Raw genomic sequence first — 26,320 nt, forward strand, 5'->3', positions numbered from 1 at the left:
TGGAGTGCTTCGACCGCACATGCGTACCCTCGCGCTCGACGGCCGAACCGGCGCGGCCGGCGACATGATCTGCGCCGCACTCATCGACGCTGGGGCGGACCCCCACGTCCTCGACGCAGTCGAGGCGCACCTCCCCGTCCACTACGCGGTCGACGAGACGCTGAAGAACGGTGTTCGTGCGACGACCGTCGACGTACTCGTCGACGGGAACGGCGCCGACGCACGCGACGCTGCCGAGCACGGGTCCGACCGTGAGCACCACGACGACCACGACGACCACACGCACGACCACCACGACCACACCCACGACCACGACGACCACACGCACGGCCACCACGACCACACCCACGACCACGACGACCACACGCACGGCCACCACGACCACACCCACGACCACACCCACGACCACCACGACCACACGCACGGCCACCACGCCGAGGGACGGGGCGTCCACCGGAGCTACCCGGCGGTCGTCGAACTCGTCGAATCGATGGGGCTCGCGCCCGAGGTGGAGTCGACCGCCATCGACGCGTTCCGGCTCCTCGGACGCGCGGAGGCAGCAGTCCACGGGACGGATCTCTCCGAGACGGCCTTCCACGAGGTGGGCGCAGACGACGCGATCGCCGACGTCGTCGGCGCGGCGCTGTTACTCGCCGACCTCGAGGTCGACCGAGTGGTCACCACACCAGTTGCCGTGGGCGGGGGCACAGTCGAGATGAGCCACGGCGTCTACCCCGTTCCGGCCCCTGCCGTCGTCGAGATCGGTACTCGAACCGCACTCGCGTTCGTCGGCGGTCCCGTCGACCGAGAGTTGTTGACCCCGACGGGGGCGGCGATTCTGGGAGCCGTGGCCGACGCCGTCGACGCCGTGCCGTCGATGGACGTCGACGCCGTCGGCTACGGGGCTGGCGACGCGACGCTCGATCGGCGCCCGAACGCGTTGCGGGCACTCGTCGGCGAGTCGGTCGACCCGCGTGGCGACGCGAAGCACACGGCCGACGCAGACGAGACCGGCGAGACGCCGTGCGGAGCCCGAACGGCCGAAACGGCCGAAGCCGCGACGGAGCACGGAAGACTCGTCGACGACGACATCGCCGTCCTCAAGACGACGCTGGACGACGTGGCACCAGAAGTGCTCGGCGGCCTCCAGAAGTCGCTCGCGGCGGTCGGCGCCCGCGACGTGACGGTCGTGCCGACGACGATGAAGAAATCGCGGCCGGGACACGTGGTGACGGTCATTTGTAAGCCACCGGACGCGGCCGCGGTCGCAGAGCGCCTCGCCCGCGAGACCGGTACGCTCGGCGTTCGCCAGACTGGCGCGACCCACCGTTGGATCGCCGAACGCCGATTCGAGACCGCGACCGTCGTCGTCGACGGCGAGTCTCACGAGGTGTCGGTGAAGGTGGCGTCGACGACCGACGGCGACCCGTACGACGTGAGCGCCGAGTACGACGACGCGGCCGCGGTCGCGGCGGCGACCGACCTCCCGACTCGTGAGGTCTGTCGACGCGCAGAGGGGGCGGTTCACGACCGTCTCGCCGGCGACGACACGGAGTAGGCAGGCGGCTCCACCGACCACGACGACGTCGGGTGAGCCCGCGCGTGGGTGGGTCACAGCGGGCCACCCTGCGGTGAAGCCGACAGGCCTATGCCACACGCCCGGCCACTCTGAGCCACCCACACACATGATCGACCGAATACACACGTCGGCGGTCGACCCGGAGATGGACGAGGTCGCCGTCGCCGGTCACGTCCACGAGATCCGTGACCTCGGCGGGCTGGTGTTCGTGATCGTCCGCGACCGCGAGGGGCTCGTCCAAGTCGTGTTCAAACAAGAGCGCGAACCGGAGCTGTTCGAGGCGGTCGAATCCGCCGGCTCCGAGGACGTCGTCCGCGTCGTCGGTGAGCCGGTCGCGAGCGACCAGGCCCCCGGCGGCGTCGAGATCGCGCCGACCGACTACGAGGTGCTCGACACGGCCGACTCGCCGCTCCCGCTCGAAATTTCGAAGGACGTCACCGTCGACCTCTCGACGCGGCTCGACAACCGGGCGCTCGACCTGCGAAAGCCCGAGACGCTCGCGGTGTTCTCGCTGCGCTCGACGCTCATGACCGCGATGGAATCGTGGTTCGACGAGGAGGGGTTCGTCGACATCAAGACCCCGCTCATCTCGAAGGGCGGCGCCGAGGGCGGCGCCGAACTCTTCCCGATACTCTACTACGACCGCGACGCGTTCCTCTCTCAGAGCCCGCAGCTGTACAAACAGATCCTGATGGCCGCCGGTTACGAGGCCGTGTACGAGACCGGGACCGCCTTCCGCGCGGAGGACTTCGCCACCTCGCGACACGTCTCCGAGATCGCGATGTTCGACGTCGAGTTAGCGTACATCGACGACCACCACGACGTGATGGACGTCCAGGAGGAGTCGCTGCGTCACGCGCTCCGCGTCGCCGCCGACACCGCGAGCCGCGAGCTCGAGCTGCTCGACGTCGACCTGACCGTCCCCGAAGCCGACTTCCCGCGGATCACCTTCGACGAGGCGCTCTCGATCCTCGAGACCGAGTTCGGGCACTTCCCGGAGGACCCGACCGACCTCGACACCGAGGGCGAGAAGCTGCTCGGCGAGCACTTCGCCGAGCAGGGCCACCCCGCCTTCTTCGTCGTCGGCTACCCCGACGAGAAGTTCTACTACATGCAAGACGTCGACGGCGACGAGATCGCCTCGCGCAAGTTCGACCTGATCTACGAGGGCCAAGAGCTCTCGTCGGGTGGGCAGCGCGAACACGACGTCGACCGGATGGTCGCGGCCATGGAGGCGGAGGGCGTCGAACAGGCGAACTTCGAGTTCTACATCGAGGCGCTGAGCTACGGCACGCCACCACACGGCGGGTACGGCCTCGGCATCGACCGACTGGTCCAGCAGGCTGCCGGACTCGACAACATCAAAGAAGCGATCATGTTCCCGCGCGATCCGACCCGGCTCGAGCCCTGAGCGCGGCCGCCTCAGGACAGTTTACGCAACGCCTCGTAGAAGTCACCCTCCGGTCCCGCGATCCGCATCGGCGGATACGCCCGCTCGACTCGCACCGTGACGGGCCCCGAAACCTGCGTGGCGTTCCGCCCGTCGGCGACGACCGTGACGCCGTCCGGGTCGTGAACAGTCACGCCGACCGTCGCGTCGGCGTCGACCACGATCGGCGGCATCCCCGTTCTCGCCGCCATCTCGTTGACCACGAGGCCGTCCACGTCCGGGGCGACGAGCGGCCCGCGCTCCGAGAGGTTGTACGCCGTGGAGCCCGTCGGCGTCGCCACGAGCACGCCGTCGGCTCGCCCCGTCGAGTACGGCGAGTCGTCGACGGCGAGTTCGTACTCGATGCCACTCCCGGGGCCGCGCCGGTCGCCGTGCACGACGATCTCGTTGGCGGCCTGGACCGACTCCCACTCGTCGGTTCGGGCGACGAGCCGCGGGGCTTCCCGGACGCTGAGGTCTCCGTCGGCCAGTCCGTCGAGCGCCGAGCGGACGGCGGCGGTCGCCGACGCCGGCGGGACGGCGTTGAGAAAGCCCACCTCCCCGAGGTTGACCCCGAGCACCGGCGTCTCGCCGGCGTTCCGCGCGACGAAGAGGAAGGTCCCATCGCCGCCGATCGCGACGGCGAGATCGCACGCGTCGAGCGCCTCCACGGGTCGTCCCGTCACCGTCGGTGCGTCGACCGCAGACGTGAGACTCGATGCGGTCTCCTCGTCCACCCAGACCGTCTCGCCGCGGTCGCGTGCGACCTCGTACACGTCGAGTGCGGTCGCGACCGCCTCGTCGTTCCCCTTTCGCGCCACGATGCCGACGTTCATGTATCAGGCTCGAACGTCGGAGGAATAAAGCGTGGCGACTACCTCGGCCCACACACTCCACACGACCAGTCACCCAGATATGGTCAGGCGATCGACTCTCAGGTGACGAGCTTCGACCGACTCTCACTCACCACGCGGTGGCGCGCGCCTCGTGAGCGCGCCGGAGGCGGGCTCGCGAGCGCGTGCGAGGGATGAGCGAGGGAGCGAAGCGACCGAGCGAATCGGCTGGGGAGGGTGTGGCGGTAACTGGTGCCCGGCAGTCGCACGGTCGTCTCGGTCACACGACCATCATACACGTACGAGAGCGAATCGATTGGGGAGGGCGTGGCTGTAACTGGTGTCCGGCTGTTGCAGGTCGTCTCGTTCACGCAGCCACTCTCACAAGCGTATAGAATCGATTGGGGAGGGCGTGGCGGTACGTAGTGCCCGTGTGTCGCGGAGTCGTGTTCGTCACAGAACCACCACCATACACGTATCGAATTGGTTGGAGAGGAGGTGGCGGTACGTAGTGCCCGTGTGTCGCGGAATCGCCTGGGTCACACGGACTCCGTCTCGCTGGGTTCAGTCGACGTCGCACCAAACTGCACTTAAAACCACCGCGAACCGCCGACGTGTAGGCTCACTCGAGCGTGTGACAAGTCAACACGAATCTCGACTCGAACGCGCTCTGTCCCGTGGTTTTCTCGCTCCTCTCGCCACCACACGCGCCCGGCCTGCGACGCGTGCTTACGATGGATTTATATAGAATCACAATCAATCAAGCGCTGTATGAGCCAGCGAATGCAGCAGGGCCAGCCGATGATCATCATGGGCGAGGACGCCCAGCGCGTCAAGGATCGTGACGCACAGGAGTACAACATCTCTGCGGCGCGCGGCGTCGCCGAGGCGGTACGCTCGACGCTCGGGCCGAAGGGGATGGACAAGATGCTCGTCGACTCGACGGGCGACGTCACCATCACGAACGACGGTGTCACCATCCTCCAGACGATGGACATCGACAACCCGACCGCCGAGATGATCGTCGAGGTCGCCGAGACGCAAGAAGACGAGGCCGGCGACGGCACGACGAGCGCGGTCGCCGTCGCGGGCGAGCTGTTGAAGAACGCCGAGGACCTCCTCGAACAGGACATCCACCCCACCGCGGTGATCAAGGGCTTCAACCTCGCGAGCGAGTTCGCCCGCGAGGAGGTCGACGACGTCGCCACGACTGTCGACCCCGAGGACACGGAGACGCTGAAAAACGTCGCCGAGACGTCGATGACGGGCAAGGGCGCGGAACTCGAAAAGGAGGTGCTCGCCGACCTCGTCGTCCGCTCCGTCCAGGGCGTCACCGTCGAGGCCGACGACGGCTCACACGTCGTCGACCTCCAGAACCTGAACATCGAGACGCGCACCGGCCGCTCGGCCGGTGAGTCACGACTCCTCTCCGGTGCCGTCGTCGACAAGGACCCCGTCCACGACGACATGCCGACCGACTTCGAGGAGGCGAACGTCGTGTTGCTCAACGATCCGATCGAGGTCGAAGAGGCCGACGTCGACACCTCGGTCAACGTCGACTCCCCCGAGCAGCTCCAGCAGTTCCTCGACCAGGAGGAGGCTCAGCTCCGCGAGAAGGTCGACCAGATCGTCGACGCGGGCGCCGACGTCGTCTTCTGTCAGAAGGGCATCGACGACCTCGCACAGCACTACCTCGCGAAGGAGGGCGTCCTCGCCGTGCGCCGGACCAAGAAGTCCGACATGAAGTTCCTGAAGAACGTCCTCGACACGACGATCGTCACCGACCTGGACTCGCTGTCCGCCGCCGACGTCGCGATCGGCTCCGTAGAGCGCGACGCGGACGAGGAGCTGTTCTACGTCGAAGGCGAGAACCCCCACGGCGCGACGCTGCTCGTTTACGGCTCGACCGACCACGTCGTCGACGAGCTAGAGCGCGGGATCAACGACGCCATCGACGTCGTCGCGACCACCGTCTCCGACGGCCGGATCCTCCCCGGCGGCGGCGCGATCGAAGTCGAGCTCGCGAGTCGTCTCCGCGACTACGCCGACTCCGTCTCCGGCCGCGAGCAGCTCGCCGTCGAGGCGTTCGCCGACGCGCTCGAACTCATCCCCCGCGTCCTCGCCGAGAACGCCGGACTCGACTCCATCGACCTGCTCGTCGACCTCCGGGCGGCCCACGAGAGCGGCGACGCGAACGCCGGGCTGAACGTCTTCACCGGCGACGTAGAGGACACCTTCGAGGCGGGCGTCGTCGAGACGGCCCACGCCAAAGAACAGGCGGTCGCTTCTGCGGCCGAGGCGGCAAACCTGGTGCTCAAGATCGACGACATCATCTCGGCGGGCGACCTCTCGACCGCGAGCGACGACGACGAGGGCGCCGGTGCCCCCGGCGGTGGCATGGGCGGCATGGGTGGCATGGGCGGCGCGATGTAACCGCGTCGGGCACGCCTCGTACACGCACGCCGACGGTCCACTCGCCCGAATCGACGCCGAGACGCACCGGTTTCTCACGAATATTGGCCGTGAAACGGCCGCTCCAGCAGTCCTAAGTACCGACCACCGCGAGAAGCGAGTATGCAGACGTTGCTTCTCACCGACGACGACGTCGACGAGAACGCCAGGATGGACCGCGTGATCGAGGCGGTCGAAGGCGCGTTCACGGCCTACCAGCGCGGCGACGCCCAGATGCCGCCGAAGTCGTACATCGACTTGCCCCAACACAACGGCGACTTCCGGTCGATGCCCGCCTACCTCGACACCGGCTCGTTCGAGGCGGCCGGTATCAAGTGGGTGAACGTCCACACCGACAATCCGACCGACCACGACCTGCCGACGGTGATGGGAACGATGATCTACTCCGATCCGACGACCGCGTTCCCGCTCGCGATCATGGACGGAACGACGCTCACGATGAAACGCACCGGAGCGGCCGCCGCGGTCGCCACGGACCACCTGGCGATCGACGGCGCGCGCTCGCTCGGGATCGTCGGCGCCGGCGTCCAGTCGTACACGCAACTCGAGGCGATCGCGACGGTTCGTGACATCGAGGAGGTCGTCGTCAGCGACCTCGACGAGGAGCGCACCGCGGCGTTCGTGGACGCCTTCGACGACCGGTTCGACGTCCGAGCGGGCTCCATCTCGGCGGCCGGCCACTGCGACGTGCTCTCGACGGTGACCCCGAGCACGGAGCCGATCGTCGGCCCGAACGACGTCGGTGACCACACCCACGTCAACGCCATGGGTGCCGACGCCGCGGGCAAACACGAACTCGCCGACGACCTCCTCCTCGACGCGGCCGTGGTCATCGACGACCACGAGCAGTGCACCCACTCCGGTGAGATCAACGTCCCGTACGCCGAGGGCACGCTCGGCGACGACGACGTCTACGGCGAGATCGGCGAGATCGTCGTCGGTGCGCGGGCGGGTCGGTCGGATTCGGACGGCGTGACGGGCGTCAGTGTCTTCGACTCTACGGGGCTCGCGATCCAGGATGTCGCCACGGCACACGTCGTGTACGAGCAGGCGGCCGCAGCCGACAACGGCTCGCCGTTCGACCTCCTCGGGCTCGACGGGTAGTGCACGCAGTCGGCCGAGTCGCTTTAGCGCGTGCGGATCCTTCCTGTTGCATGCGACTGGTCAGCGTCGCCGCGGTGGCAGCAAACGGCGTGATCGGCGACGACGGCGCGGTCCCGTGGCCCCCGCTTCCCGCCGACGTCGAGCAGTACCGGGCCCGCGTCGCCGACGCCCCCGTCGTCCTTGGACGCCGGACGTTTGACTCGATGCGCGAGGACCTCCCGGGAACACACCAGATCGTCGTGAGCCGACGCCTCGAAACGCTCACGGAGCCGACCGCGGTCGTCGCCGCCGACGCCGAGGAGGCGCTCGCGCTCGCGAGCGAGCGAGCGAGCGACGACGTCGCGTACGTGCTCGGCGGGGCGACCATCTACGAGCTGTTCCAGCCGTTCGTCGACGAGATGGCGCTAAGCCACGTCGACGGGCAGTACGACGGCGACGCCCGGTACCCGTCGTGGGATCCGGACGAGTGGACGGTCGCGGCCGAGACCGCGTACGAGGGGTTCACGGTCCGTGAGTGGCACCGAACCACGCGGCCGGACCGACCGGGATGACGGGGCGGACGCTCCCGCCGGACCGACGCTGCATCCACCGGCGGTAATAAGTAGTTTCCCACATACTTTCGATACGTACCGTATCATGTCGGTATCGTGGCCACTCGTCGGCGTCTTCCTCGCGTCCGCGGCGGCGTGTTTCGCCGTCGCCGCCCGTGAGCCTCGGCTCGGCAACCCCGACTCGCGGCGGGGACTACGATGGCTGCTACTCGTCGTGGGCGTCTGGGGGGCACTCCAGACCGGTGGGCTGCTCGTCACGGAAGAGTCGACCGCCGCGGCGATCTACGCGCTCGCACTCGCCGTCGGCTTCGCCACCATCGGGCCGTGGCTGTACTTTTGTTCGGCGTACACGGGCCACGACTACCATCGACGGCGGCCGTACCGACTGGCGGCCGTCGGCGTCTACGTCGTCGTGGTCGCTGCCAAGCTCACCAACCCGATCCACGGCCAGTACTTCGCCGCGACGATCCGGCGAGAGCCGACGAGACTCCTCCTGATAGACCAAGGGCCGCTCTACTGGGGCTCGTTCGCTCTCGCGTACCTGCTGACCGGTATCGGCTTCGTGTTCCTCTACCGGCTCTACCGACAGTCAGCGCGCCCCCCGTGGACGCTCGCCGGGCTCTTCACCGCCACCGGCGTCGCGTCCGTGCCGAAGCTCGTCGACCTACTCGCCCCGGACCTCATCCCGGCGCTCACGTACGAGCCCGTCGGCGTCGCCGTCTTCGCGGTCGGCACGACGCTGTTCGCCGAAGAGCGGTTCGTCGCCGAAGAGCGCGCGACCCGTCGGTCGATCGTCGAGCGCGCGGCGGGCGGTATCCTCGTCGTCGACGCCGACGGGTTCGTAACCGAGTGGAACGAAGCAGCGACGGCGGTCTTTCCGGCGCTCGACACCGACGACCCACCGGTCGCCATCGAGACGCTCTCGTCGTCGCTCGCGGCCGACTACGACGCCGGTCGACCGACGCTCGTCGAGACGCCGGTGGACGAGGAGACCCGCACGTATCTGGCCACGAGCCACCCGCTCGAGGTCGGGATCGAGACGTTCGGCTACACGCTGCTCCTCCAGGACGTCACGACCTTCGAGCGCCAGCGTGAGCGGCGCAAACGGCACGAACAACAGCTGGCAGACATGTCTGGTGCGATCGCCCACGAGCTTCGGAACTCGGTGACGGTGGCGAACGGCTACCTCGACGTCGCTGTCGAGCAACTCGACGCCGACGACCCGGCCGCCGCCCGCGACTCCGTCGCGACCGCGCAAGCACGCGTCAGGCGCATCGAACGGAGCGTCGAAGACCTACACACGTTGGTCCGGTACACGCACGACGCCGGCGAGGAGACGTTCGTCGACCTCGAGCGAACGCTGCGCGCCGCCGCCAAGGCGGTTCCCGAGGCGCCGTTGATCGTCGTGCGTGGGGAGGGCGCGGTGTTGGCCGCCCCGACGCGACTCAAACACCTGCTGCGAAACGTTGTTCGGTTCGCCGCCTACAACGGGGCGTCAACGCTGACGGTCACAGTCCAGCCCGACGGCTTCGACGTGGCGGACGACGGCCGTCACGACACCGAGGGGCGTGACGACCACCTCTTCGCGTACGAGAGCGCCGAGCCGACCGCCGACGCGGGAATGGCGCTGCCGAACGTGCGTGCCCTCGCGGAGACCGAGGGGTGGACCGTCTCGCCCGACCCGAGCTACACCGATGGGGTCAAGTACGCCATCCGCGGGGTCCGCGTCCAGCCCGCGGAGGACGACCAGGACGCCGGCACCGACGTCACGGACGTGGACGCGACGCGCTCGACGCGCTCGTCGGTCGTCGACCGGCACACGGACCCCTCGCCGTGAGACCGTCGACGGGTGCTGTTTCTCGCCCGCAGACGCGTGCCGAGTGGACTACTCGCCCGTCGACTCTGCGCGACTCGCGAAGCCGAACCGCGGCTTCACGTCTTCGACAACGACCGAGACGGTCTCACCGGGCGTCGCTCCGGGCACGAAGAGGGTGTAGCCGTCGACGTACGCGATCCCGTCGCCCTCGTCGCCCCGCTCGTCGACGGTCACCGTGAGCCGGTCCCCGACGGCCACGGTGGCGGTCAGTCGGCCCTTCGCGACGAGGTACACCTCCGAAGAGGCGTCCCGCGAGGCCGGTGGTGAGACCGTCTGCACGTACTCGAAGCCGTCCGCGACCGACTCGCGAAGCCCCTCGAGGTCGCGGCCCTGAAACACCTTCACGACGAAGTCGCCGCCGGGTGCGAGCAGCTCCTCGGCCACTGCGAGCGCCTGGCGTGCCAGGTGCACCGAGCGCGCGTGGTCGAGGTCGTACTCGCCGGTCATGTTCGGTGCCATGTCGCTCACCACGACGTCTGCGCCGGCCTCGCCGACCGCCTCGCGGAGGTAGTGCCGGGTGCGCTCGTCGGTCATGTCGCCGCGGATCGTCTCGACGTCGTGTGCGTCGAAGTCGTCGATCCGCTGCAGATCGACACCGACGACGGTCCCCGTCTCACCAACCGCCTCGGCGGCCACCTGCAGCCATCCCCCAGGGGCGGCCCCGAGATCGACGACCGTATCGCCGGTCTCGAACAGGGTCGCCTCCGAATCGAGCTGTTTGAGCTTGTAGGAGGCGCGGCTGCGGTACCCCTGTTGTTTCGAGCGGTTGTAGTAGTCGTCTTTGCCCGACACGACTACGACACCCCGCGTGAGACGTCTCGAACCGAACCGACCGTCGAATTCACGTCCATGCACGACGGAACGTCGCCGGAGCGGAAAGGTACGTCGGAGTGTGGGTGCGGCCGCGCGCCACGGCCGGTAGAGTCAAATCGTCGCCGGGTGCAACTGGAGGCATGAGCGTCGACGCCGACGAGCGCCCCGTTCGGTGTCTGGTCGCGAAGGTCGGCCTCGACGGCCACGACCGGGGTGCACACGTGATCGCACGGGCGTTCCGTGACGCGGGCTTCGAGGTCGTGTACTCGGGGCTCCACCGGGCGCCGGAGGAGGTCGTACAGGCGGCCGTACAAGAGGACGTCGACGTCCTCGGCATCTCGATCCTCTCTGGGGCACACAACACCCTCGTCCCGAAGGTGATGGACGGACTCGAGGCGTACGGCGCGCTCGAAGACACCCTCGTGATCGTCGGCGGGATCGTGCCCGACGACGACGAGGAGCGCCTGAAAGCCGCCGGAGTCGCGGAGGTGTTCGGCCCCGGCACCCCGATGGCCGAGACCGTCGACTTCGTCAGGGCGAACCTCCCGGAGCGCGCGTAGATGGTCGGACGCGACGCAGACGCCGACGCGACCGACGCGGCCGGCACGGCGCTGTCCGACCGCGACGCGACGCTCGTCGAATCGCTCCTCGCTGGGAGCCACCGGGCGCTGGCGCGGGTCATCTCGCGGATCGAAGACCGCGCGCCGGGGTACCGGGCGATCGTCTCGGCGCTTCACGACCACACCGGCTCCGCCGACGTGATCGGCGTCACCGGGTCGCCGGGTGCGGGCAAGTCGACGCTCGTCGACAAGCTGGCGCTCGCGCTCCGCGACCGCGGCGACACGGTCGGGGTCGTCGCCGTCGACCCCGCCTCGCCGTACACCGGCGGGGCGGTCCTCGGCGACCGGATCCGGATGGCCTCGACCGTCGGCGACATGGACGTCTTCGTCCGCTCGATGAGCGCCCGCGGGCAGCTCGGCGGGCTCTCGATGGCGACGACCGACGCGGTGACCGCGCTCGACGCCTTCGGCAAGGACGTGATCCTGATCGAGACGGTCGGGGCGGGCCAGAGCGAGATCGACGTGGTGCGCACGGCCGACACCGTCGCCGTGTTGGTCCAACCCGGCGCAGGCGACGACGTGCAGACGCTGAAGGCGGGAATCCTCGAGATCGGCGACGTCTTCGTGGTGAACAAGTTCGACCGGGAGGGAGCCGAACGCACCCGCGCCGAACTCGAAGCGATGGTCCACCGCCGGGACGAGCGCACGGAGTCGAGCCATCTCACTGGTCATCACGGCCCCGGAGCCGGCCGTGCTGCGGGAGCGGCCGACGACGGTTACGGTGCGACCGATCCGACCGACGACGGTCACCGGGCGGACGACGGCGACGAGGCGGGGTCGTCGACGTGGACGCCGCCGGTCGTCGGGACCGTCGCGGAAACTGGTGAGGGTGTCGACGCGCTCCTCGAAGCGTTCGACGCACACGCGACGGCCCTCCGCGACTCGGGCGAGCTGGCGGCGACGCGTCGCCGCCGGCACGCGGCGGCGATCCGAACCCTGATACGGGCCGACGTCGGTGCACTCGCGAACGACGCGATCGCCGGGCATGGTGGGGTTGACGCGCTCGCAGCGCGGGTTCGTCGCGGCGAGACCGACCCCTACACCGTCGCGGCCGAGGTCGTCGATCCGATCGAGCGGTGCGTCGAGCGAGCCATCGACGGCGAACCGAGCGGGTCGCCGGGACCCGACGCCGACCCGGGAGCGGACCGGCCGAGCGAGAAGGATTAACCGTTACACCCACGACGGATCGCCATGGCGATCACACCGGATCTGACCGGCCGAACCGTACTCGTCACCGGGAGTGCCCGACGCGTCGGACGCGAACTACTCCTCTCGCTCGCCGACTGCGGCGCGGACGTCGTCGTGCACTATCGCGACAGCGAGGCCGCGGCGACGGCGACCGCAGCGGAGGCCCGCGAGCGCGGCGTCGAGGCGACGACCGTGCAGGGAGACGTCACCGACCCGGCCGCCGTCGACGACCTGTTCACTGCCGCAGCGGAGACGCTCGACACGGTCGACGTCCTCGTGAACAACGTCGGCGACTTCGACTCGCGTCACTGGAGCGAGATCGAGTGGGAGTCGTGGCGCAACGTGGTCGAGTCGACGTTCTACGGCACCGTCCTCTGTTCGCGGCGCGCGCTGCCGGCGATGCGCGAGCGAGGGTGGGGACGCATCGTCAACATCGGCTTTGCCGACAGCGACCGCCGGCACGCACACCCGGTGAACTTCCCGTACTTCGTCGCGAAGACCGGCGTGCTCATGTTCACCCGGATGCTCGCGGCCGACACCCGCGACGACGGGATCACGGTGAACGCCGTCTCGCCGTTCGCCGTCGAGAACACCGAAGCCGGCGTCGAGTCGTTCCCGCGCGGCCGCCCCGCGAGCTTCGCCGACGTCGCCGCACCGCTCCGATTCTTCCTCAGCGACGCGGCCGCGTACGTGAGCGGCCAGAACGTGGCCGTCGACGGCGGCCGACTCCCGGAGCTCGACGGCTGACCCCCGCCGAGACCGCACCACCTTGGCGCGGCCGGCGACGGACGCGGGACGACGATGCCGTCGCCCCACGAGTATAAATCGCGGGAGACACACGTTCTGGTATGCGACTCAGGAACTTCGTCGGGGCGGCCCTCCTCGGCGCTGGCGCGGTCGCGACGGCGAACGTTGGGCTCCGCCACCGGGAGCCGCTCGAGCCGCCGCTCGACGGCGACGAGGGAACCTACCACTGGCGCGGGATGGACGTCGCGTACACCGAAGCCGGCGACCCGGACGACCCAGACCTGGTGTTGCTTCACGGGATCAACGCGGCGGGCTCGTCGGGCGAGTGGCGGGCGGTGTTCGACGACCTCGCGACCGACCACCACGTCGTCGCGCCGGACCTCCCGGGGTACGGCCGGTCCGATCGCCCCCCGCTGCGGTACTCCGCGGCGCTGTACGAGGACTTCGTCGCCGACTTTCTCACCACGTTCGAGACCCCCGCGGTCGTAGCCTCCTCGCTGTCGGCGGCGTACACGGCGGCGGCCGCCGAGACGACTGGCACGGGCGACGAGGGCGTCGCACTCGGCGGGTTCGTGGGCGTGTGTCCGACCGCGGTCGCGGGCCCGAGTCCCCCGAAGTCGTGGGTGCGTGAGCTGCTCAGGGCCCCGTTCGTCGGCGAGGCCGCGTTCAACCTCCTCACGTCGAAGCCGTCGATCCGCTACTTCAACGCCGACCACGGCTACTACGGCGACGACGCGCTCGATCCGACGTGGATCGACTACGAGTGGCGGACGACGCACGTCGAGAACGCACGCTTCGCGCCCGCGTCGTTCGTCGCCGGCTTCCTCAACAGCGACCTCGACCTCGCCGGTGCGCTCGGCGCCCTCTCCGTCCCGCCGGTGATCGTGTGGGGACGCGAGGCCGACGTGAGCCCGCTCGCCGAGGGGCGTGAGTTGGCCGACGCGGCCGACGCGCGGCTCGTCGTCTTCGACCGCGCGCGCCTGCTCCCTCACGTCGAACACCCAGATCGGTTCGTCGAGACGGTCCGTGAGAGCCTCGCCGCGGGGCGTGTGAGTACCGCGTGAGACGCCCCGAAATGGGTATGCCTACTGCCTCGTAACCGACGCTGCATGGAGTGTGACAGGTGCGGGGCCGACGCGATACACCACGCCGCCTACTCGGGCGCACACCTCTGTGGTGTGCACCTTCGTCGGTCGGTGGAGACGCGGGTGAAACGCCGGGTGCGCGAGGACGGACTGCTCGACCCGGAGGCGACCCCAGACGACCCCGACCGGTGGGTCGTCGGCCTCTCCGGCGGCAAAGACAGCGTCGTCCTCACGCACATCCTCGACGAGGTCTTCGGCCGAGACCCACGCGTCGAACTGCTCGCGGTGACGGTTCACGAGGGCATCGAGGGCTACCGTGACGAGAGCCTCGACGCCTGTCTCGCACTCACCGCCGACCGGTCGATCCGCCACGAGGTGGTCTCGTACGAGGACGAGTTCGGCGTCCGCATGGACGACGTCGCCGAGACGGACCCGGCGAACATGGCGCCGTGTGCGTACTGCGGCGTCTTCCGTCGGGACGTCCTCGAGCGGTACGCCGAGTCGTTCGACGCCGACAAGCTCCTCACCGGCCACAACCTCGACGACGAGGCACAGACCGCCCTGATGAACGTCCTCGAAGGCGACGTCGCCCAGGTCGCGAAGCACTTCGACGCCTCGCTTGGCCCGTTCGACGAGCGCGAGCGAACGGACGCGTTCGTCCCTCGGGCGAAGCCGCTCCGTGACGTCCCGGAAAAAGAGGTCGCGCTGTACTGTCACGTCGCCGACCTCCCCGCCCACACCGCGGAGTGTCCGCACGCCGCCGAGGCGTACCGCGGCGAGATCCGGTCGCTGCTTCACGACCTCGAGACGAACCACCCGGGCACCCGCCACTCGATCATGGCCGGCTACGAGGAGCTCTCTGCGCTGGCCGCCGACCGATACCGCGGGCCCGTCGAATGCGGTGACACGTCGACCGCAACGGAGGCGGCGACTGCGGTCGACGCGGCCCCCGACGACCGGTCCACAGGAGAGCGGTCGCTCCGCGAGTGCGAGCGCTGTGGGTCCACGACGAGCCGTCCGGTGTGCCGGACGTGCCGACTGCTCGAATCGATCCAGGCGGTCTGAGCCGACACGACCCGCTCGTCGTCGGCGGCGGGTGGTCGAACCGAACGGCTTACACCCGGTCGTCTCCCACGAATCGGTATGAACACGGTGCTGTGGGTGCTGACGGGCGTCCTCGCGTACACGGCGGCCATGGCCTGGCTGCAGACCCGCGGGATCCTCCCCGACGCGGTTCGGGTGTCGGGTCCGCTGACGACGCTGCACACCCGCCGCGGACGCGACGTCCTCGACCGCCTCGCCCGGCCGACTCGGTTCTGGCGGGCGCTCGCCAACCTCGGACTCGGTGGCGCGCTCGTCGCGATGGTCGGCTCGTTCGTCCTGATCCTCTCGTCTGGACTCTCCGCGCTCACCGCGGCACAGCCCGCCGCGATCCGCCAGCCGCAGAACTTCCTCATCATCCCGGGCGTCAACGACTTCCTCCCGCTGTCGGTCGCCCCCGAGATCGTCGCCGGACTGGCGATCGCGATGGTGATCCACGAGGGTGCCCACGGACTGTTGTGTCGCGTCGAGGGGATCGACATCGACTCCATGGGGCTCGTGTTCCTCGCCGTGCTCCCCGTCGGCGCCTTCGTCGAACCGGACGAGGAGGCGACGCAGACCGTCTCCCGTGGCGCTCGTGCACGGATGTTCGCCGCCGGCGTCACCGCGAACGTCCTCCTCACGGTCCTCGCGTTCGCGTTGCTCTTCGGTCCCGTCACGGGAGCGATGGCCGTCGCTCCCGGCTACGCGGTCGGTGAGGTGACGCCCGGCTCGCCCGCGGCCGCGGCCGACCTCGAACGGGGCGACCGAATCGTCGAGGTCGCCGGACAGCCGGTCGACGACCCGGCGGCGTTCGACGCCGCGCTCGCCGACGCCGCCGCCGACGTCTCGATCGTCGTCGACGACGGCGACACGACTCGTGCGGTCGCGCTCCAGCGGGAGCTCCAGGCGATCGGGTCTGCCGGCGGGAACCCGTTCGGCGTCACGGTCGCGGACGCGCCGCCGGTCGTCACCGCGGTGAACGGTGAGTCGGTGCGGACCGAGGCGGAGTTCCTCGCGGCGGTCGGCACGGACGAGCGCGCGAGCGTGACGGTGGTCTCGGCTGACGGCGAGACGCTCGCCGACGCCCGCGTGCCGGTCGGCGCGTACGTCGTTGCCGTACAAGAGGACGGCCCGATACGCGAGGCGGGTGCCGCCGTCGGCGAGCCGCTCACCATCGTCTCGGTCGACGGCGACCGGATCCGCACCGACGAGGCGCTCGCGACGACGCTCCAACGGTTGGATCCTGGGGCGACCGTTCCGGTCGCCGCCTACACCGCGTCCGGCGAGCGCGTCACGTACGACGTCACGCTCGACCCACACCCGAGTCGGCCCGGCGGGCTCGTCGGCGTCAGCCTCTTCCCAGGGTCGAGCGGCCTCGCGCTCGACGACGTCGGTGCCTCGCCGTACCCGGCAGACACCTACCTCGCGCTGCTCGGTGGCGACGGTGGACCGGACGCGCTCACCGGCGTCGCGGTCGGCGGACTGGCGAACTCCGTCGTCGGACTCGTCTTCGTCACCCTCATTCTCCCGCTCGGGAGTCTCTTCGGCCTGCCGTTCAACTTCGCGGGGTTCGCGGGCGGCGTCGCGAACTTCTACGTCCTCGAGGGCGGACTCGCGGTGCTCGGCGGCGGGGTGTTCGTCCTCGCGAACCTGCTGTTCTGGGCCGGCTGGATCAACGTCCAGCTCGCGCTGTTCAACTGTCTCCCGGCGTTTCCACTCGACGGCGGACGGATCCTCCGGATGGCCGCCGAGGCGATCGTAAGCCGCGTCCCGATCGACAACCGCCACGCGGCCGTCAGGACGATCACGGTCTCGTCGGGCCTCGTCATGCTCTTCGGACTGATCGCGATGGTGTTCGGCAACCAGATCCTCACGGCGCTCGGGCTAGCGTAAACTACCCTACCCTACTTCGCTCACCCCATACGGGGTTCGCTCGTTGAGGGTCTCGTCAGAAGCTTCGCTTCTGACTGCTAACCAGAAATCGGAGATTTCTGGTGATAGGGCTTTGATGTGGACTCCCGGTAATCAGTCGCCAACAATAGGCTGGTGACCCTCACCGTTCAACGTCCCACCAGTTATACGCAGGTCTACTTCTGCGTCTCCGCTCCCCGACGTGGGCGAGGAACGGAGTTTGTGCGTCCTCTTTCGAGCGTACCGTAGCCCGATGTTCTTCGCACCGTTGTAATCCGCGTTCACCTCGTAGCCACACTTCTGGCAACAGAACTGTTCTCCGTGGCGATTGTCTTCGTGTGTGAACCCACAGTCCGTCCGAGAACAGCGTTGAGACGTGTGGTTCGGTTCGACTTGTTCCACGGAGAGGCCCTGTTCGGGCGCTTTATACGAAACGTACTCGTAGAGGCGTCGGAACGCCCACACGTGGTGCCATTTTGCCTGCGGAAGCCGCTCTCGAATGTCGGTCAACTCCTCGAAGACAATAACGTCGCAGTCGTGTTCGACAGCTTCCGCGACAAGTTTGTTAGCGACCGTGTGGATGTACTGTTTGCGCCACGCTTTTTCGCGCTTCCCGAGGCGAAGCAAGGCGTTATGCGCGGCTTGCGTGCCGCGCTGTTGCATCTCACCACGCCGCTTCTCGAACTCACGGCACCAGTGGTCGTAGTCGTCTCCCTGCCAGAACGTACCGGTCGAGGAGACTGCCAACGAGTTGACACCGAGGTCGATACCGAGGACCGTTTGGTCGGAGTGCCCGGCATCTGCCGAAACCTCATCGTCACTGTGTATCCGCCGCGTCGAAATGTTGAGGTAGAACTCGTCAGTGGTCGCGTCGTACCGAAGCGTACTCTCACGGAACTCGTAGTCCTCCGAGAGTACGTACCGCTCGTAGGGCGTCGGACTGTCTGCCGGAAGAACGAACGATGGTTCTACCCGCCCCTCGACGGTTGCCAGTGACACCTTGTTGCGGTAGAAGGTCGCGCTCCGTGCGTCGTAGTCCATCGTTTCGGCGGTAAGCGTCGGGCAAGAGACACGCTGCCCCTTTTTCCAGCGTTCGACACACGCTTTGACGGCTTCGACAGCGCGTTTGATGGCGGCTTGGACGAGTTGTGCCTGTAGGTCCGTCTCCTCTCGGAGTTCGGCGTAGAGCGCGTCACGAACCTGCCGTTTGTTGATCTTGCACTCTGTGTAGGTGGTGTCGGACCAACAGTAGTCGGCAGTTCGGTTCGCGCAGTACAGGTATTGCTCGGCAGTTCGGTGGAGTGCATCACGTTGCTCGTCGGAAAGGTTGAGTTTCACGACGGCAGTTCGACGCACATCCATAACTTCGGGGAGTACCTAACAGTAGTTATACATTCGGGAGTCAATCGGTCGCAGTATGCCGGTTGTGTCGCACCATGTCGGCTTCCTCCCCGACCTACTCGCTCACTCCGGTCGCTCCTTGAGGTCGGGGGCTCCACCTCGAAAATGCTGAGCCGACGGAGCCGCGTCGCCGGAAGAGAAAGCGTATTGCGCCCACCGCTCACACCGGGTGACGTGTCCGTACTCGATCCGCCGCGTCGTCGTCTCGTCCCGCTCCCGTCACGCACCCCGATCCGGTACCGGAGGGACGTGTCGTGAGCGTCGCGTACCGACCGTACGACCGCGTGCGCGACGCCGACGGGCTGTACGCGTGCAAGCGCGCCTTCGAGCGTGGACTCGGCGAGAACACCGGCGGGGCGGCGAAGGCGGCGGCCTACGACGAGAAGCTCACCGACGACTACCGCCGCCGCTGGCTCGACTGGGTCGACCGCTGTGTCGCCGACGACCCCGACTGCGTGACGGTCGCCGTCGACGCGGCGGACGTCGTCGGCTACGTCTTCTGTCTGCCGGAGCGGCTGGCGTTCGTCTGGGACGCCGCGGTGCTCAACGAGCTCTACGTCGCGCCGGCACACCGCGGGACGGGAGTGGCAGACGCGCTCGTGGAGGCCGCCATCGCGGTCGCCGAATCCCAGGACCTCCCGATAGACCGGATCGTACTCGACGTCGACCCGGCGAACGAGCGTGCGCGTGCGTTCTACGACAGACACGGCTTCGAACCGTGGGGCGAGATGGTCTCACGGCCGGTGCCCTGAGCCACGCCACATATACGTGACGCACGGGTCAAACGGGGACCGTGATGAGCCGGCCTGTGTTCCCGCCGCCGATCCGTCCGCTCACCCCGCGTGGCCCTCGTCACGGGCTCGCCCCCAGTGGCGACGACCGCCCGACCCACACCCACGCTCGCTCCACGTACCATGCGTCCACAGCTCGGTAGCGTGTTCGTCTGGCACGTGGTCGCCTTCGGCTCCGCGTGTCTCCTCGGGATCGCGAGTGCCGTCTGGACGTACCACAGACGGGACCAGTACGCTGCACCGGCGTTTCTCTCGTTCCTCACCGTCACCGTCGCGTGGAACGTTACCGTGCTCCTCAGGATCGTCGGACCGCTTTCGCTCGCGTGGGAGCTACACCTCCTCGAACAGTTCTTTCAGGTCCTGATGACGCTCGTCTGGTTCTACTTCACAGCGGTGTACGCCGGCTACCGCGGCGTGATAACCCGACCGGCCGTCGCCTATCCGTTGGGCGTGATCTCGGCTGCTATGCTCGCCGTCGAGTCGTTCCCACCCGTCGCGGCCGCCACGAACACGGATCCGCGAACGAGGACGGACCCCTTCACGTTCGTGACGTGGACCGACACCGCCCTCTCTGGGCTGGTCGAGGTGCTCGCCGTGGCGGCGTTCGCCGCCGGCTCCGGGCTCATCCTGTACAAGCTGTTGACGGCGAACTACGTACGGGTGTGGCAGATCGGGCTCGTCTTCGTCGCGACGTCCGGCGCGATACTGGTGGAAGTGGTCGAATCGTCGATCCCATACGCCGTCTCCGGTGTCGACTACCCCGCCCTGGCCGTGACCGGTGTGGGCGTCTCGTACGTCGTCGGGCTATACCGGTATTCGCTCTTCGGGTACACGCCCGTCGACATGTCCGACGTGATAGACGGGATCACCGCGCCGGTGGTCGTGATGAACCCCGAACAACGGATCGTGGACTTCAACGCGCCGGCGGCCGCGACCTTCGACGGGCTCGAGACCGGCCGCGGCGCAGACGCGGCGCTCCCCGACGTCGTCGTCGACGCCGTGCCGGTGGCAGACCCCGCGACGACCCAGACCGAAGTGACGGTCGCCGGCGACGACGGAGACCGTATCTACCGGCTGTACACCGCCTCGCTCGACTCGTTCGGTGACAGTCGGGGACTCGCGGTGACCGTCCGTGACCTGACGACCCGCCGGCGACAGCGGGAGAATCTCGACCTGCTCACGCAGATCCTCTCGCGTGCGCTCAGACACAACATCCGCAACCAGGTGGACGTCGTGAAAGCACACAGCCAGGAGTTGGCCGACCGACTCGACGGGGACGCCCGAGACCGCGCGGTCGACGCGGCCGCGGCAGCCGACGAGTTGCGCTCGGTCAGTGCGAAGACGCGCGTGATGAAAGAGATCGTAGCCCATCGCGGCCAGACCGCGACGGTCGACCTGGCCGCGGTCGTCGACGACGTCGTCGCCGCACACGAGACCGCGTACCCGGAGACGTCGTTCCAGACGACGTGTCCATCCTCGTGCGTGACTACCGTCACCCCCGACATCAAGCACGCACTCGACAACCTCGTCGAGAACGCCGCCGAGCACACCCCTGGTGACGACGCAACGGTCGAGGTCTCGCTCGCACGGAGCGCCGACGGCGTGGAGATCACCGTCGAAGACGACGGTCCCGGTATCCCAGAGAACGAGCTGACGGTTCTCGAACGCGGCTCCGAGGAAGTTCTCGACCACGGCAGTGGCATCGGCCTCTGGATCGTCACCATGGTCGTCGAGGAGATCGACGGGACGATCCAGTACGACACCGACGGTTCGGGGACCACGATCACGCTGTCCATCGAGGCGTGACACCGTCGCCGGGTCGGCCGACTCGCTCGATCCCCCTGACCCTTTTGTACGAAGGGGCCACCAGAGCGTGCCACGACACCTCGATGGCCCACGACCGGCCGAGACGGCTGCGCGGTCGACCGGCGTGGGAACGCGGAGACCGCCTGTTCGCCACGACACTCGCTGCGACCACGCACTGGGAACGCCAGACAGCAGTTATGTGCGTCCGGCCGAAACCACCGGTATGCGCTATCTCGCTGCCACCGACGGATCGACGGTCGGCGACGACGCCGTCAGGTACGCGGCCCGAAACGCGCTCGCGTTCGACGCGACGCTCGTGATCGTCCACGTGTTGACTCCCGAGTCGGAGCTGGTCGACGGCACCCTCGTCATGCCCGGCGAGGAGGCTGCACTCGACGATGGCGAGCGGGTCCTCACGGGCGCAGAGGCCGTCGCAGAGAGGACCGTCGCGGAGGAGACCGGTGACGAGGACGACGCCATCGACGTCGAGACCGAGCTCCTCACCGGCCGCCCGGCGGACGCCATCACCCAGTTCGCCACGGAGACCGACGCCGACGCCATCTTCGTCGGACACCGCGGGCTCTCTGCAGAACGCGAGGAGGTGGTCGGAAGCGTCGCAAAGAGCGTCGTCGACAAGGCGCGTATACCGGTGACGATCACGCGGTGACCGACCGCACGGCCTCCCAAGGCACTCCGTCACTCCGTGCTGTCGGTCCGAGCCGCCGACCCGTGCTGCCGACTGGGGCTGTCTACCGGCTGGTATACCCCATCCGCGGGGACGTGACTCGTGTGACACCGTTCGCAACAGCGTTTATGTCTACAGAGCCCGTGCGGATAACACATGCAAACCAACGTCGGAGCGACGGACAAACGCGTCAGAACGGCACTCGGTGCGGTCGCGGGTAGCCTCTCGCTCGCCACGCTCGTAGGGGCAGCTCCGCTACCAGCGACCGCTGGTCCCGTCCTCGGGATCGTCGCGCTCGCGATGCTCGGAACGGCCCTGACCGGTACGTGTGGCCTCTACTCGGTGCTCGGTGTCGACACGTGCTCGGTCAGCCCGGGCGACCGACGATAGCGTCTTCGCCGGGACGACGTCGACGCACCGGCCCGGCTCACTCCCAGGCGTCGGGACCGAAGTCCGGGTTGACCTCCCGGCGGTGTCGCTCGATGGCGTCGATACGCGCGACCGCCTCGGCCGATAGCTCCAGCGATCGGCTCTCCCAGTTGTCGCGAATGTGCGCCTCGCTCGTCGCCTTCGGAATCGCCGTCACGCCCTTCTCGGCGAGCCACGCGAGACTGACCTGCGCCGGGCTGACGTCGCGTGCGGCGGCGACGTCCCGTACGACGTCGTGGTCGAACACCGACCCGCGAGCCAACGGCGAGTAGGCGACGAGCTCGTAGCCGTGCTCGTCGGCGTGTGCACGCAGCGTCGACTGCTGACAGAACGGATGGGTCTCGACCTGGTTCGCGAACACCGGCGCGTCAAGCACGTCCATCGCTCGCTCGACGTGGTGCGGCTCGAAGTTCGAGACGCCCACGCGCTCCGTCAGCCCCCGGTCGACGAGTTCGTCGAACGCCGGAAGCGTCTCTTCGGGATCGTACTCCCCGGCCGGCCAGTGGACGTACAACAGGTCCACGGCGTCGACGCCGAGCTTCTCGAGGCTCGCTTCGGCCGTCGCGACGACGTCCTCGGGTGCGAGGTTCGATATCCACACCTTCGTCGCGAGGAAGACGTTCTCGCGGTCGACGGCTGCGGCGTCTATCCCCTCGCCGACGGCTGCCTCGTTGCCGTATATCTGTGCGGTGTCGACGTGACGATACCCCATCTCGAGGGCCGTGCGAACGCTCTCGGCACACTGTGCGGGGTCTTCGTTCTCCCAGGTGCCGAGTCCGAGCGTCGGCATCCCGTTCGCCCGTTCGACGTCGTCGGTAGATCGTGCTGGCGATGACACGACTTCCCGTGGAACCCTGAGCCACTAAGCCGTTCTGGAGCCGACCGGCTCGAAACACAAAGCCCTTCTTCACTCGCCGCCGACCCGACACTCGAATGAGTGACTTTCCCGAGAGGGTCGACGTCGACTACGAGGACGGTGCAGGCGAGACCCCGGGTGACTACCCGTCGCTCCAGCACAAACTCGAGAAGGCGGTGGCGGTCACTCGCCGTGGACTCGAGACGTACGAGAACCCGGCGGTGATGTGGACCGGCGGCAAAGACTCGACGCTCACGCTGTACTTCATCAACGAGGTCGCCGCCGAGTACGGCTACGAGAAGCCGACCGCGGTGTTCATCGACCACTACCAGCACTTCGAGGAGATCACGGACTTCGTCGAGCACTGGGCCGACGAGTGGGACGTCGAGCTGGTGTACGCTCGCAACGACGACGTCGGTGCGATCGTCGACGAGCAGGGGCTAGAACCCGGAGACGACGTCGCCGTCGCCGACCTCTCCGAGCACAACCGACACCACGTGCGGGAGATCCTCGAGTACGACGACGACACGTTCCCGTTCCTGCTCGACACGTACGTTGGGAACCACCTGCTGAAGACCGTGGCGCTCAACGACGCGTTGGAGGCGTACGACATCGACGGCGTGATCTCGGGCGTGCGCTGGGACGAACAGGAGGCGCGTGCGGACGAGACGTTCTTCTCGCCGCGACACGATCCCGACCTCTTTCCCCCACACGACCGCATCCAGCCCATCCTCCAGTTCGACGAGCGCGACGTGTGGGACGCGTTCTGGCAGGTGGTCGTCCCGGAGACGGTCGAGGCGTTCCCGGACGACGGCTACGTCCCGCAGGGCGCAGACGACCTCCCTGCGGGCGTCGAACGGGCCGACGTCCCAATCTCACCGAAGTACTTCGCCGGGTTCCGCTCGCTCGGCAGCGAGGTGTCCACGGAGAAGACCACCGCAGAGCCGGCGTGGCTCCAGGACCTCGAGGGGACGACCGAGCGCGCCGGCCGCGCACAGGACAAAGAGGACCTGATGGAGCGACTGCGCGACCTCGGCTACATGTAGCGGTCGCCGGCGGATCACACGCGCCACCGGCCGACCGTCACCGACGGCGGCCGAACGTGTCACAGTCGGCGCGTTTTTTGTCCGCCCGGCACGTTCGTCGCGTATGGGACTCTTCGACAGACTGCGCGGTGACGACGACCCACGCGTGGTCTTTCTCGGTATCGACGGCGTGCCGTACGACCTGATCGACGACCACCCGGACGTCTTCGAGCACCTCCATCGCATCGCCGACGCGGGGACTGCCGGCCGAATCGACAGCATCGTTCCGCCGGAGTCGAGCGCCTGCTGGCCGAGTCTGACAACCGGCGTCAACCCGGGCGAAACCGGCGTCTACGGCTTCCAAGACCGAGAGGTCGGCTCCGACGAGACGTACGTGCCGATGGGGAGTCACGTTCGCGCGACGCGCGTGTGGGATCGCGTGACGAGTGCCGGGCGCGACGCGACCGTCCTGAACGTCCCCGTGACGTTCCCGCCGGAAGAGTCCGTCCAGCGGATGGTCTCCGGGTTCCTCTCGCCGTCCGTCGAGGCGGCCTCGAGCGACGCGTCGGTTCAGGCGACGCTCGAGTCGCACGACTACCGGATCGACGCCGACGCGAAGCTCGGCCACGACGACGACAAGTCGGCGTTCCTCGAGAACGCCCACGAGACGCTCGATGCCCGATACGAGACGTTCAATCACTACCTCGCCGAGGACGACTGGGACCTCTTTTTCGGGGTGTTCATGACGACCGATCGGGTTAACCACTTCCTCTTTGGCGACTACGCGAACGACACCGACGACGCGGCGGGCTTTCTCGAGTTCTACCGGGCACTCGACGAGTACGTCGGCCGTCTCTACGACAGCCTCCCCGACGACGTCTCGCTCGTCATCGCCTCGGACCACGGGTTCACCGAACTGCGCCACGAGGTGCACTGTAACGCCTGGCTCGCCGAGGAGGGGTACCTCACGTACGACACCGACGAGCCCGAGTCGCTCGCCGACCTCGGTGCCGACACCGAGGCGTTCTCGCTCATTCCCGGTCGGTTCTTCGTCAATCTTGAAGGCCGGGAGGCGAACGGCTCGGTCTCCGAGGGTGAGTACAAGACGGTGCGGGATCGACTCGTCGACGACCTGACGGCGCTGACCGGTCCCGACGGCGACCCGGTGTGTGCGGACGTCTACCTCGGTGAGGACGTCTTCGACGGCCCGGCGGCCGACATCGCGCCCGACGTCGTCGCCGTGCCCGCGGACGGCTTCGACCTGAAGGCGGGGTTCTCGGGGTCGAAACCGGTGTTCGGGGAGGGGCCCCGAAACGGGATGCACAAGTTCTCGAACGCGACGCTCGTCACCGACGACGACCGCATCGCCGTCGACGACGTCGACCTCTACGATCTCACCCCGACGCTGCTCGACCTCCTCGAGATCGACGTCGACGCCGACTTCGACGGGCGTAGTCTCATGCGGGCGTAGGCTCGTGCAGGCGTAGGCTCGTGCAGGCGTAGGCTCGTGCAGCCGACGGCGGTGAGGTACTGTCGGCCGGACCGTCTCGGTCGTCCGCGGTCGTACACAGTTTAGTAGCTCGCGTGTTGATCTGCGGTCATGACAGACGACACAGACGACGGTGGATCGCTCTCGCGGCTCGGACGCGTTGCACTCGGCCTCGGACTCGCGCTTCAGGCGTCGGAGGACTTCCGCGACATGGACCACGCGGTCGAGTACGCCGACTCCTCTGGCGTCCCGATGCCGGACCTCGCGGCGCCGTTCGCCTCCGGGATGATGCTCGTCGCCGGACTCGGCCTCGCGCTCTGGCGTCTCCCTCGGCTCGCGACCGGGGCGGCCGCCACGTTCCTCGTCGTCGTCACGACGACGATGCACGACTTCTGGAACGCCGACGAGGACAGCGCCTCGGGCGAGCGGCTGGCGTTCTTCGGAAATCTCGCGATGCTCGGCGGCGTCCTCGTCTTCTTACGTCGGGCGTACGCCGGCGACGACTGAGGTCGCATCGTCGAAGCTCCGCTCACGGGACGTCCTAGAC

General features: G+C 68.1%; 23 protein-coding genes. 19 read left to right on the forward strand and 4 right to left on the reverse strand.

All coding sequences use genetic code 11. The features are described from left to right. Window positions 1-19: 19 nt before the first annotated feature. A complete protein-coding gene (gene larC, locus ACNTAO_RS05855) occupies window positions 20-1,558 on the forward strand; it encodes a nickel pincer cofactor biosynthesis protein LarC (protein ID WP_435161036.1) in 1,539 nt (512 codons plus the stop codon). A 127-nt stretch (window positions 1,559-1,685) separates the two neighbouring features. Next, on the forward strand, window positions 1,686-2,990 hold the full coding sequence (gene aspS / locus ACNTAO_RS05860) for an aspartate--tRNA(Asn) ligase (RefSeq protein ID WP_435161037.1): 1,305 nt from the start codon (window positions 1,686-1,688) through the stop codon (window positions 2,988-2,990). A gap of 11 nt (window positions 2,991-3,001) precedes the next feature. Here the strand turns inward: aspS and ACNTAO_RS05865 are convergent, their stop codons facing one another. Then, window positions 3,002-3,844: an NAD(+)/NADH kinase gene (locus ACNTAO_RS05865; protein ID WP_435161038.1), complete on the reverse strand. Its 843-nt coding sequence runs from the start codon at window positions 3,842-3,844 to the stop codon at window positions 3,002-3,004. Between the two features lie 798 nt (window positions 3,845-4,642). On the opposite strand from ACNTAO_RS05865, the gene thsB reads away from it, so the two are divergent. The 4 genes from thsB to ACNTAO_RS05885 all read left to right on the forward strand — a co-directional run bounded on the left by thsB (window position 4,643) and on the right by ACNTAO_RS05885 (window position 9,805). Continuing rightward, window positions 4,643-6,274 carry a thermosome subunit beta gene (gene thsB / locus ACNTAO_RS05870; RefSeq protein WP_435161363.1) on the forward strand — a complete coding sequence of 544 codons (1,632 nt, stop codon included), beginning with the start codon at window positions 4,643-4,645 and terminating at the stop codon, window positions 6,272-6,274. 141 nt (window positions 6,275-6,415) lie between these two features. Then, window positions 6,416-7,417 (forward strand): ornithine cyclodeaminase family protein, encoded by a 1,002-nt coding sequence (locus ACNTAO_RS05875; RefSeq protein WP_435161039.1) that lies wholly within the window; start codon window positions 6,416-6,418, stop codon window positions 7,415-7,417. Between the two features lie 50 nt (window positions 7,418-7,467). Further along, window positions 7,468-7,968, forward strand: coding sequence for a dihydrofolate reductase (locus tag ACNTAO_RS05880; protein ID WP_435161040.1), 501 nt, complete (start codon window positions 7,468-7,470; stop codon window positions 7,966-7,968). Window positions 7,969-8,053: 85 nt separating this feature from the next. After that, window positions 8,054-9,805, forward strand: a complete 1,752-nt coding sequence (locus ACNTAO_RS05885) for a histidine kinase N-terminal 7TM domain-containing protein (protein WP_435161041.1) — start codon at window positions 8,054-8,056, stop codon at window positions 9,803-9,805. A gap of 48 nt (window positions 9,806-9,853) precedes the next feature. On the opposite strand, the gene ACNTAO_RS05890 is transcribed toward ACNTAO_RS05885, so the two are convergent. Beyond that, window positions 9,854-10,636: an RlmE family RNA methyltransferase gene (locus tag ACNTAO_RS05890; RefSeq protein ID WP_435161042.1), complete on the reverse strand. Its 783-nt coding sequence runs from the start codon at window positions 10,634-10,636 to the stop codon at window positions 9,854-9,856. Window positions 10,637-10,797: 161 nt separating this feature from the next. Between ACNTAO_RS05890 and ACNTAO_RS05895 the strand changes: the two genes are divergently transcribed. The 6 genes from ACNTAO_RS05895 to ACNTAO_RS05920 all read left to right on the forward strand — a co-directional run bounded on the left by ACNTAO_RS05895 (window position 10,798) and on the right by ACNTAO_RS05920 (window position 17,273). Beyond that, entirely contained in the window at window positions 10,798-11,217 is a 420-nt protein-coding gene (locus ACNTAO_RS05895) for a cobalamin B12-binding domain-containing protein (RefSeq protein WP_435161043.1), read from the forward strand. Then, window positions 11,218-12,444, forward strand: coding sequence for a methylmalonyl Co-A mutase-associated GTPase MeaB (gene meaB / locus ACNTAO_RS05900; RefSeq protein WP_435161044.1), 1,227 nt, complete (start codon window positions 11,218-11,220; stop codon window positions 12,442-12,444). Between the two features lie 24 nt (window positions 12,445-12,468). Then, complete coding sequence (locus tag ACNTAO_RS05905; RefSeq protein WP_435161045.1) at window positions 12,469-13,212, forward strand: SDR family NAD(P)-dependent oxidoreductase; 744 nt, start codon at window positions 12,469-12,471, stop codon at window positions 13,210-13,212. 101 nt (window positions 13,213-13,313) lie between these two features. Further along, entirely contained in the window at window positions 13,314-14,276 is a 963-nt protein-coding gene (locus tag ACNTAO_RS05910; protein ID WP_435161046.1) for an alpha/beta fold hydrolase, read from the forward strand. Window positions 14,277-14,321: 45 nt separating this feature from the next. Further along, window positions 14,322-15,362 (forward strand): tRNA 2-thiolation protein NcsA, encoded by a 1,041-nt coding sequence (ncsA, locus tag ACNTAO_RS05915; RefSeq protein WP_435161047.1) that lies wholly within the window; start codon window positions 14,322-14,324, stop codon window positions 15,360-15,362. A 78-nt stretch (window positions 15,363-15,440) separates the two neighbouring features. Then, window positions 15,441-17,273, forward strand: coding sequence for a site-2 protease family protein (locus ACNTAO_RS05920; RefSeq protein ID WP_435161048.1), 1,833 nt, complete (start codon window positions 15,441-15,443; stop codon window positions 17,271-17,273). A 132-nt stretch (window positions 17,274-17,405) separates the two neighbouring features. On the opposite strand, the gene ACNTAO_RS05925 is transcribed toward ACNTAO_RS05920, so the two are convergent. Further along, window positions 17,406-18,653 carry an RNA-guided endonuclease InsQ/TnpB family protein gene (locus ACNTAO_RS05925; protein ID WP_435161049.1) on the reverse strand — a complete coding sequence of 416 codons (1,248 nt, stop codon included), beginning with the start codon at window positions 18,651-18,653 and terminating at the stop codon, window positions 17,406-17,408. Between the two features lie 293 nt (window positions 18,654-18,946). Here ACNTAO_RS05925 and ACNTAO_RS05930 point away from each other — a divergent pair, with 293 nt between their 5' ends. The 4 genes from ACNTAO_RS05930 to ACNTAO_RS05945 all read left to right on the forward strand — a co-directional run bounded on the left by ACNTAO_RS05930 (window position 18,947) and on the right by ACNTAO_RS05945 (window position 22,364). Beyond that, on the forward strand, window positions 18,947-19,444 hold the full coding sequence (locus tag ACNTAO_RS05930) for a GNAT family N-acetyltransferase (protein ID WP_435161050.1): 498 nt from the start codon (window positions 18,947-18,949) through the stop codon (window positions 19,442-19,444). Window positions 19,445-19,606: 162 nt separating this feature from the next. Next, complete coding sequence (locus tag ACNTAO_RS05935; protein ID WP_435161051.1) at window positions 19,607-21,289, forward strand: sensor histidine kinase; 1,683 nt, start codon at window positions 19,607-19,609, stop codon at window positions 21,287-21,289. A 223-nt stretch (window positions 21,290-21,512) separates the two neighbouring features. Beyond that, entirely contained in the window at window positions 21,513-21,956 is a 444-nt protein-coding gene (locus ACNTAO_RS05940) for a universal stress protein (RefSeq protein WP_435161052.1), read from the forward strand. Window positions 21,957-22,130: 174 nt separating this feature from the next. Continuing rightward, a complete protein-coding gene (locus tag ACNTAO_RS05945) occupies window positions 22,131-22,364 on the forward strand; it encodes a YgaP family membrane protein (protein WP_435161053.1) in 234 nt (77 codons plus the stop codon). A gap of 37 nt (window positions 22,365-22,401) precedes the next feature. Here the strand turns inward: ACNTAO_RS05945 and ACNTAO_RS05950 are convergent, their stop codons facing one another. Continuing rightward, the gene (locus tag ACNTAO_RS05950) at window positions 22,402-23,193 is read right to left on the reverse strand and encodes an aldo/keto reductase (protein WP_435161364.1); all 792 of its coding nucleotides are present in this window, start codon (window positions 23,191-23,193) and stop codon (window positions 22,402-22,404) included. A gap of 143 nt (window positions 23,194-23,336) precedes the next feature. On the opposite strand from ACNTAO_RS05950, the gene ACNTAO_RS05955 reads away from it, so the two are divergent. From ACNTAO_RS05955 to ACNTAO_RS05965, 3 genes are all read left to right on the forward strand, one after another. After that, entirely contained in the window at window positions 23,337-24,305 is a 969-nt protein-coding gene (locus ACNTAO_RS05955) for a phosphoadenosine phosphosulfate reductase family protein (RefSeq protein WP_435161054.1), read from the forward strand. Between the two features lie 103 nt (window positions 24,306-24,408). Continuing rightward, the gene (locus tag ACNTAO_RS05960; RefSeq protein ID WP_435161055.1) at window positions 24,409-25,755 is read left to right on the forward strand and encodes an alkaline phosphatase family protein; all 1,347 of its coding nucleotides are present in this window, start codon (window positions 24,409-24,411) and stop codon (window positions 25,753-25,755) included. Between the two features lie 129 nt (window positions 25,756-25,884). Further along, a complete protein-coding gene (locus ACNTAO_RS05965; protein ID WP_435161056.1) occupies window positions 25,885-26,280 on the forward strand; it encodes a DoxX family protein in 396 nt (131 codons plus the stop codon). The last annotated feature ends 40 nt before the right edge of the window (window positions 26,281-26,320 follow it).

The organism is Halorubrum zhoui (genome assembly GCF_051194155.1).
In the GTDB taxonomy this organism is placed as follows: domain Archaea; phylum Halobacteriota; class Halobacteria; order Halobacteriales; family Haloferacaceae; genus Halorubrum.

Coding starts and splice junctions, on each gene's coding strand:
- ACNTAO_RS05880 (WP_435161040.1), top strand. CDS start 7,468: ATGCGACTGGTCAGCGTCGCCGCGGTGGCAGCAAACGGCGTGATCGGC.
- larC (WP_435161036.1), top strand. CDS start 20: ATGCGTACCCTCGCGCTCGACGGCCGAACCGGCGCGGCCGGCGACATG.
- thsB (WP_435161363.1), top strand. CDS start 4,643: ATGATCATCATGGGCGAGGACGCCCAGCGCGTCAAGGATCGTGACGCA.
- ACNTAO_RS05935 (WP_435161051.1), top strand. CDS start 19,607: ATGCGTCCACAGCTCGGTAGCGTGTTCGTCTGGCACGTGGTCGCCTTC.
- ACNTAO_RS05960 (WP_435161055.1), top strand. CDS start 24,409: ATGGGACTCTTCGACAGACTGCGCGGTGACGACGACCCACGCGTGGTC.
- aspS (WP_435161037.1), top strand. CDS start 1,686: ATGATCGACCGAATACACACGTCGGCGGTCGACCCGGAGATGGACGAG.
- ACNTAO_RS05940 (WP_435161052.1), top strand. CDS start 21,513: ATGCGCTATCTCGCTGCCACCGACGGATCGACGGTCGGCGACGACGCC.
- ACNTAO_RS05945 (WP_435161053.1), top strand. CDS start 22,131: ATGCAAACCAACGTCGGAGCGACGGACAAACGCGTCAGAACGGCACTC.
- ACNTAO_RS05875 (WP_435161039.1), top strand. CDS start 6,416: ATGCAGACGTTGCTTCTCACCGACGACGACGTCGACGAGAACGCCAGG.
- ACNTAO_RS05865 (WP_435161038.1), bottom strand. CDS start 3,844: ATGAACGTCGGCATCGTGGCGCGAAAGGGGAACGACGAGGCGGTCGCG.
- ACNTAO_RS05955 (WP_435161054.1), top strand. CDS start 23,337: ATGAGTGACTTTCCCGAGAGGGTCGACGTCGACTACGAGGACGGTGCA.
- ACNTAO_RS05910 (WP_435161046.1), top strand. CDS start 13,314: ATGCGACTCAGGAACTTCGTCGGGGCGGCCCTCCTCGGCGCTGGCGCG.
- ACNTAO_RS05925 (WP_435161049.1), bottom strand. CDS start 18,653: ATGGATGTGCGTCGAACTGCCGTCGTGAAACTCAACCTTTCCGACGAG.
- meaB (WP_435161044.1), top strand. CDS start 11,218: ATGGTCGGACGCGACGCAGACGCCGACGCGACCGACGCGGCCGGCACG.
- ACNTAO_RS05950 (WP_435161364.1), bottom strand. CDS start 23,193: ATGCCGACGCTCGGACTCGGCACCTGGGAGAACGAAGACCCCGCACAG.
- ACNTAO_RS05885 (WP_435161041.1), top strand. CDS start 8,054: ATGTCGGTATCGTGGCCACTCGTCGGCGTCTTCCTCGCGTCCGCGGCG.
- ACNTAO_RS05965 (WP_435161056.1), top strand. CDS start 25,885: ATGACAGACGACACAGACGACGGTGGATCGCTCTCGCGGCTCGGACGC.
- ACNTAO_RS05920 (WP_435161048.1), top strand. CDS start 15,441: ATGAACACGGTGCTGTGGGTGCTGACGGGCGTCCTCGCGTACACGGCG.
- ACNTAO_RS05895 (WP_435161043.1), top strand. CDS start 10,798: ATGAGCGTCGACGCCGACGAGCGCCCCGTTCGGTGTCTGGTCGCGAAG.
- ncsA (WP_435161047.1), top strand. CDS start 14,322: ATGGAGTGTGACAGGTGCGGGGCCGACGCGATACACCACGCCGCCTAC.
- ACNTAO_RS05905 (WP_435161045.1), top strand. CDS start 12,469: ATGGCGATCACACCGGATCTGACCGGCCGAACCGTACTCGTCACCGGG.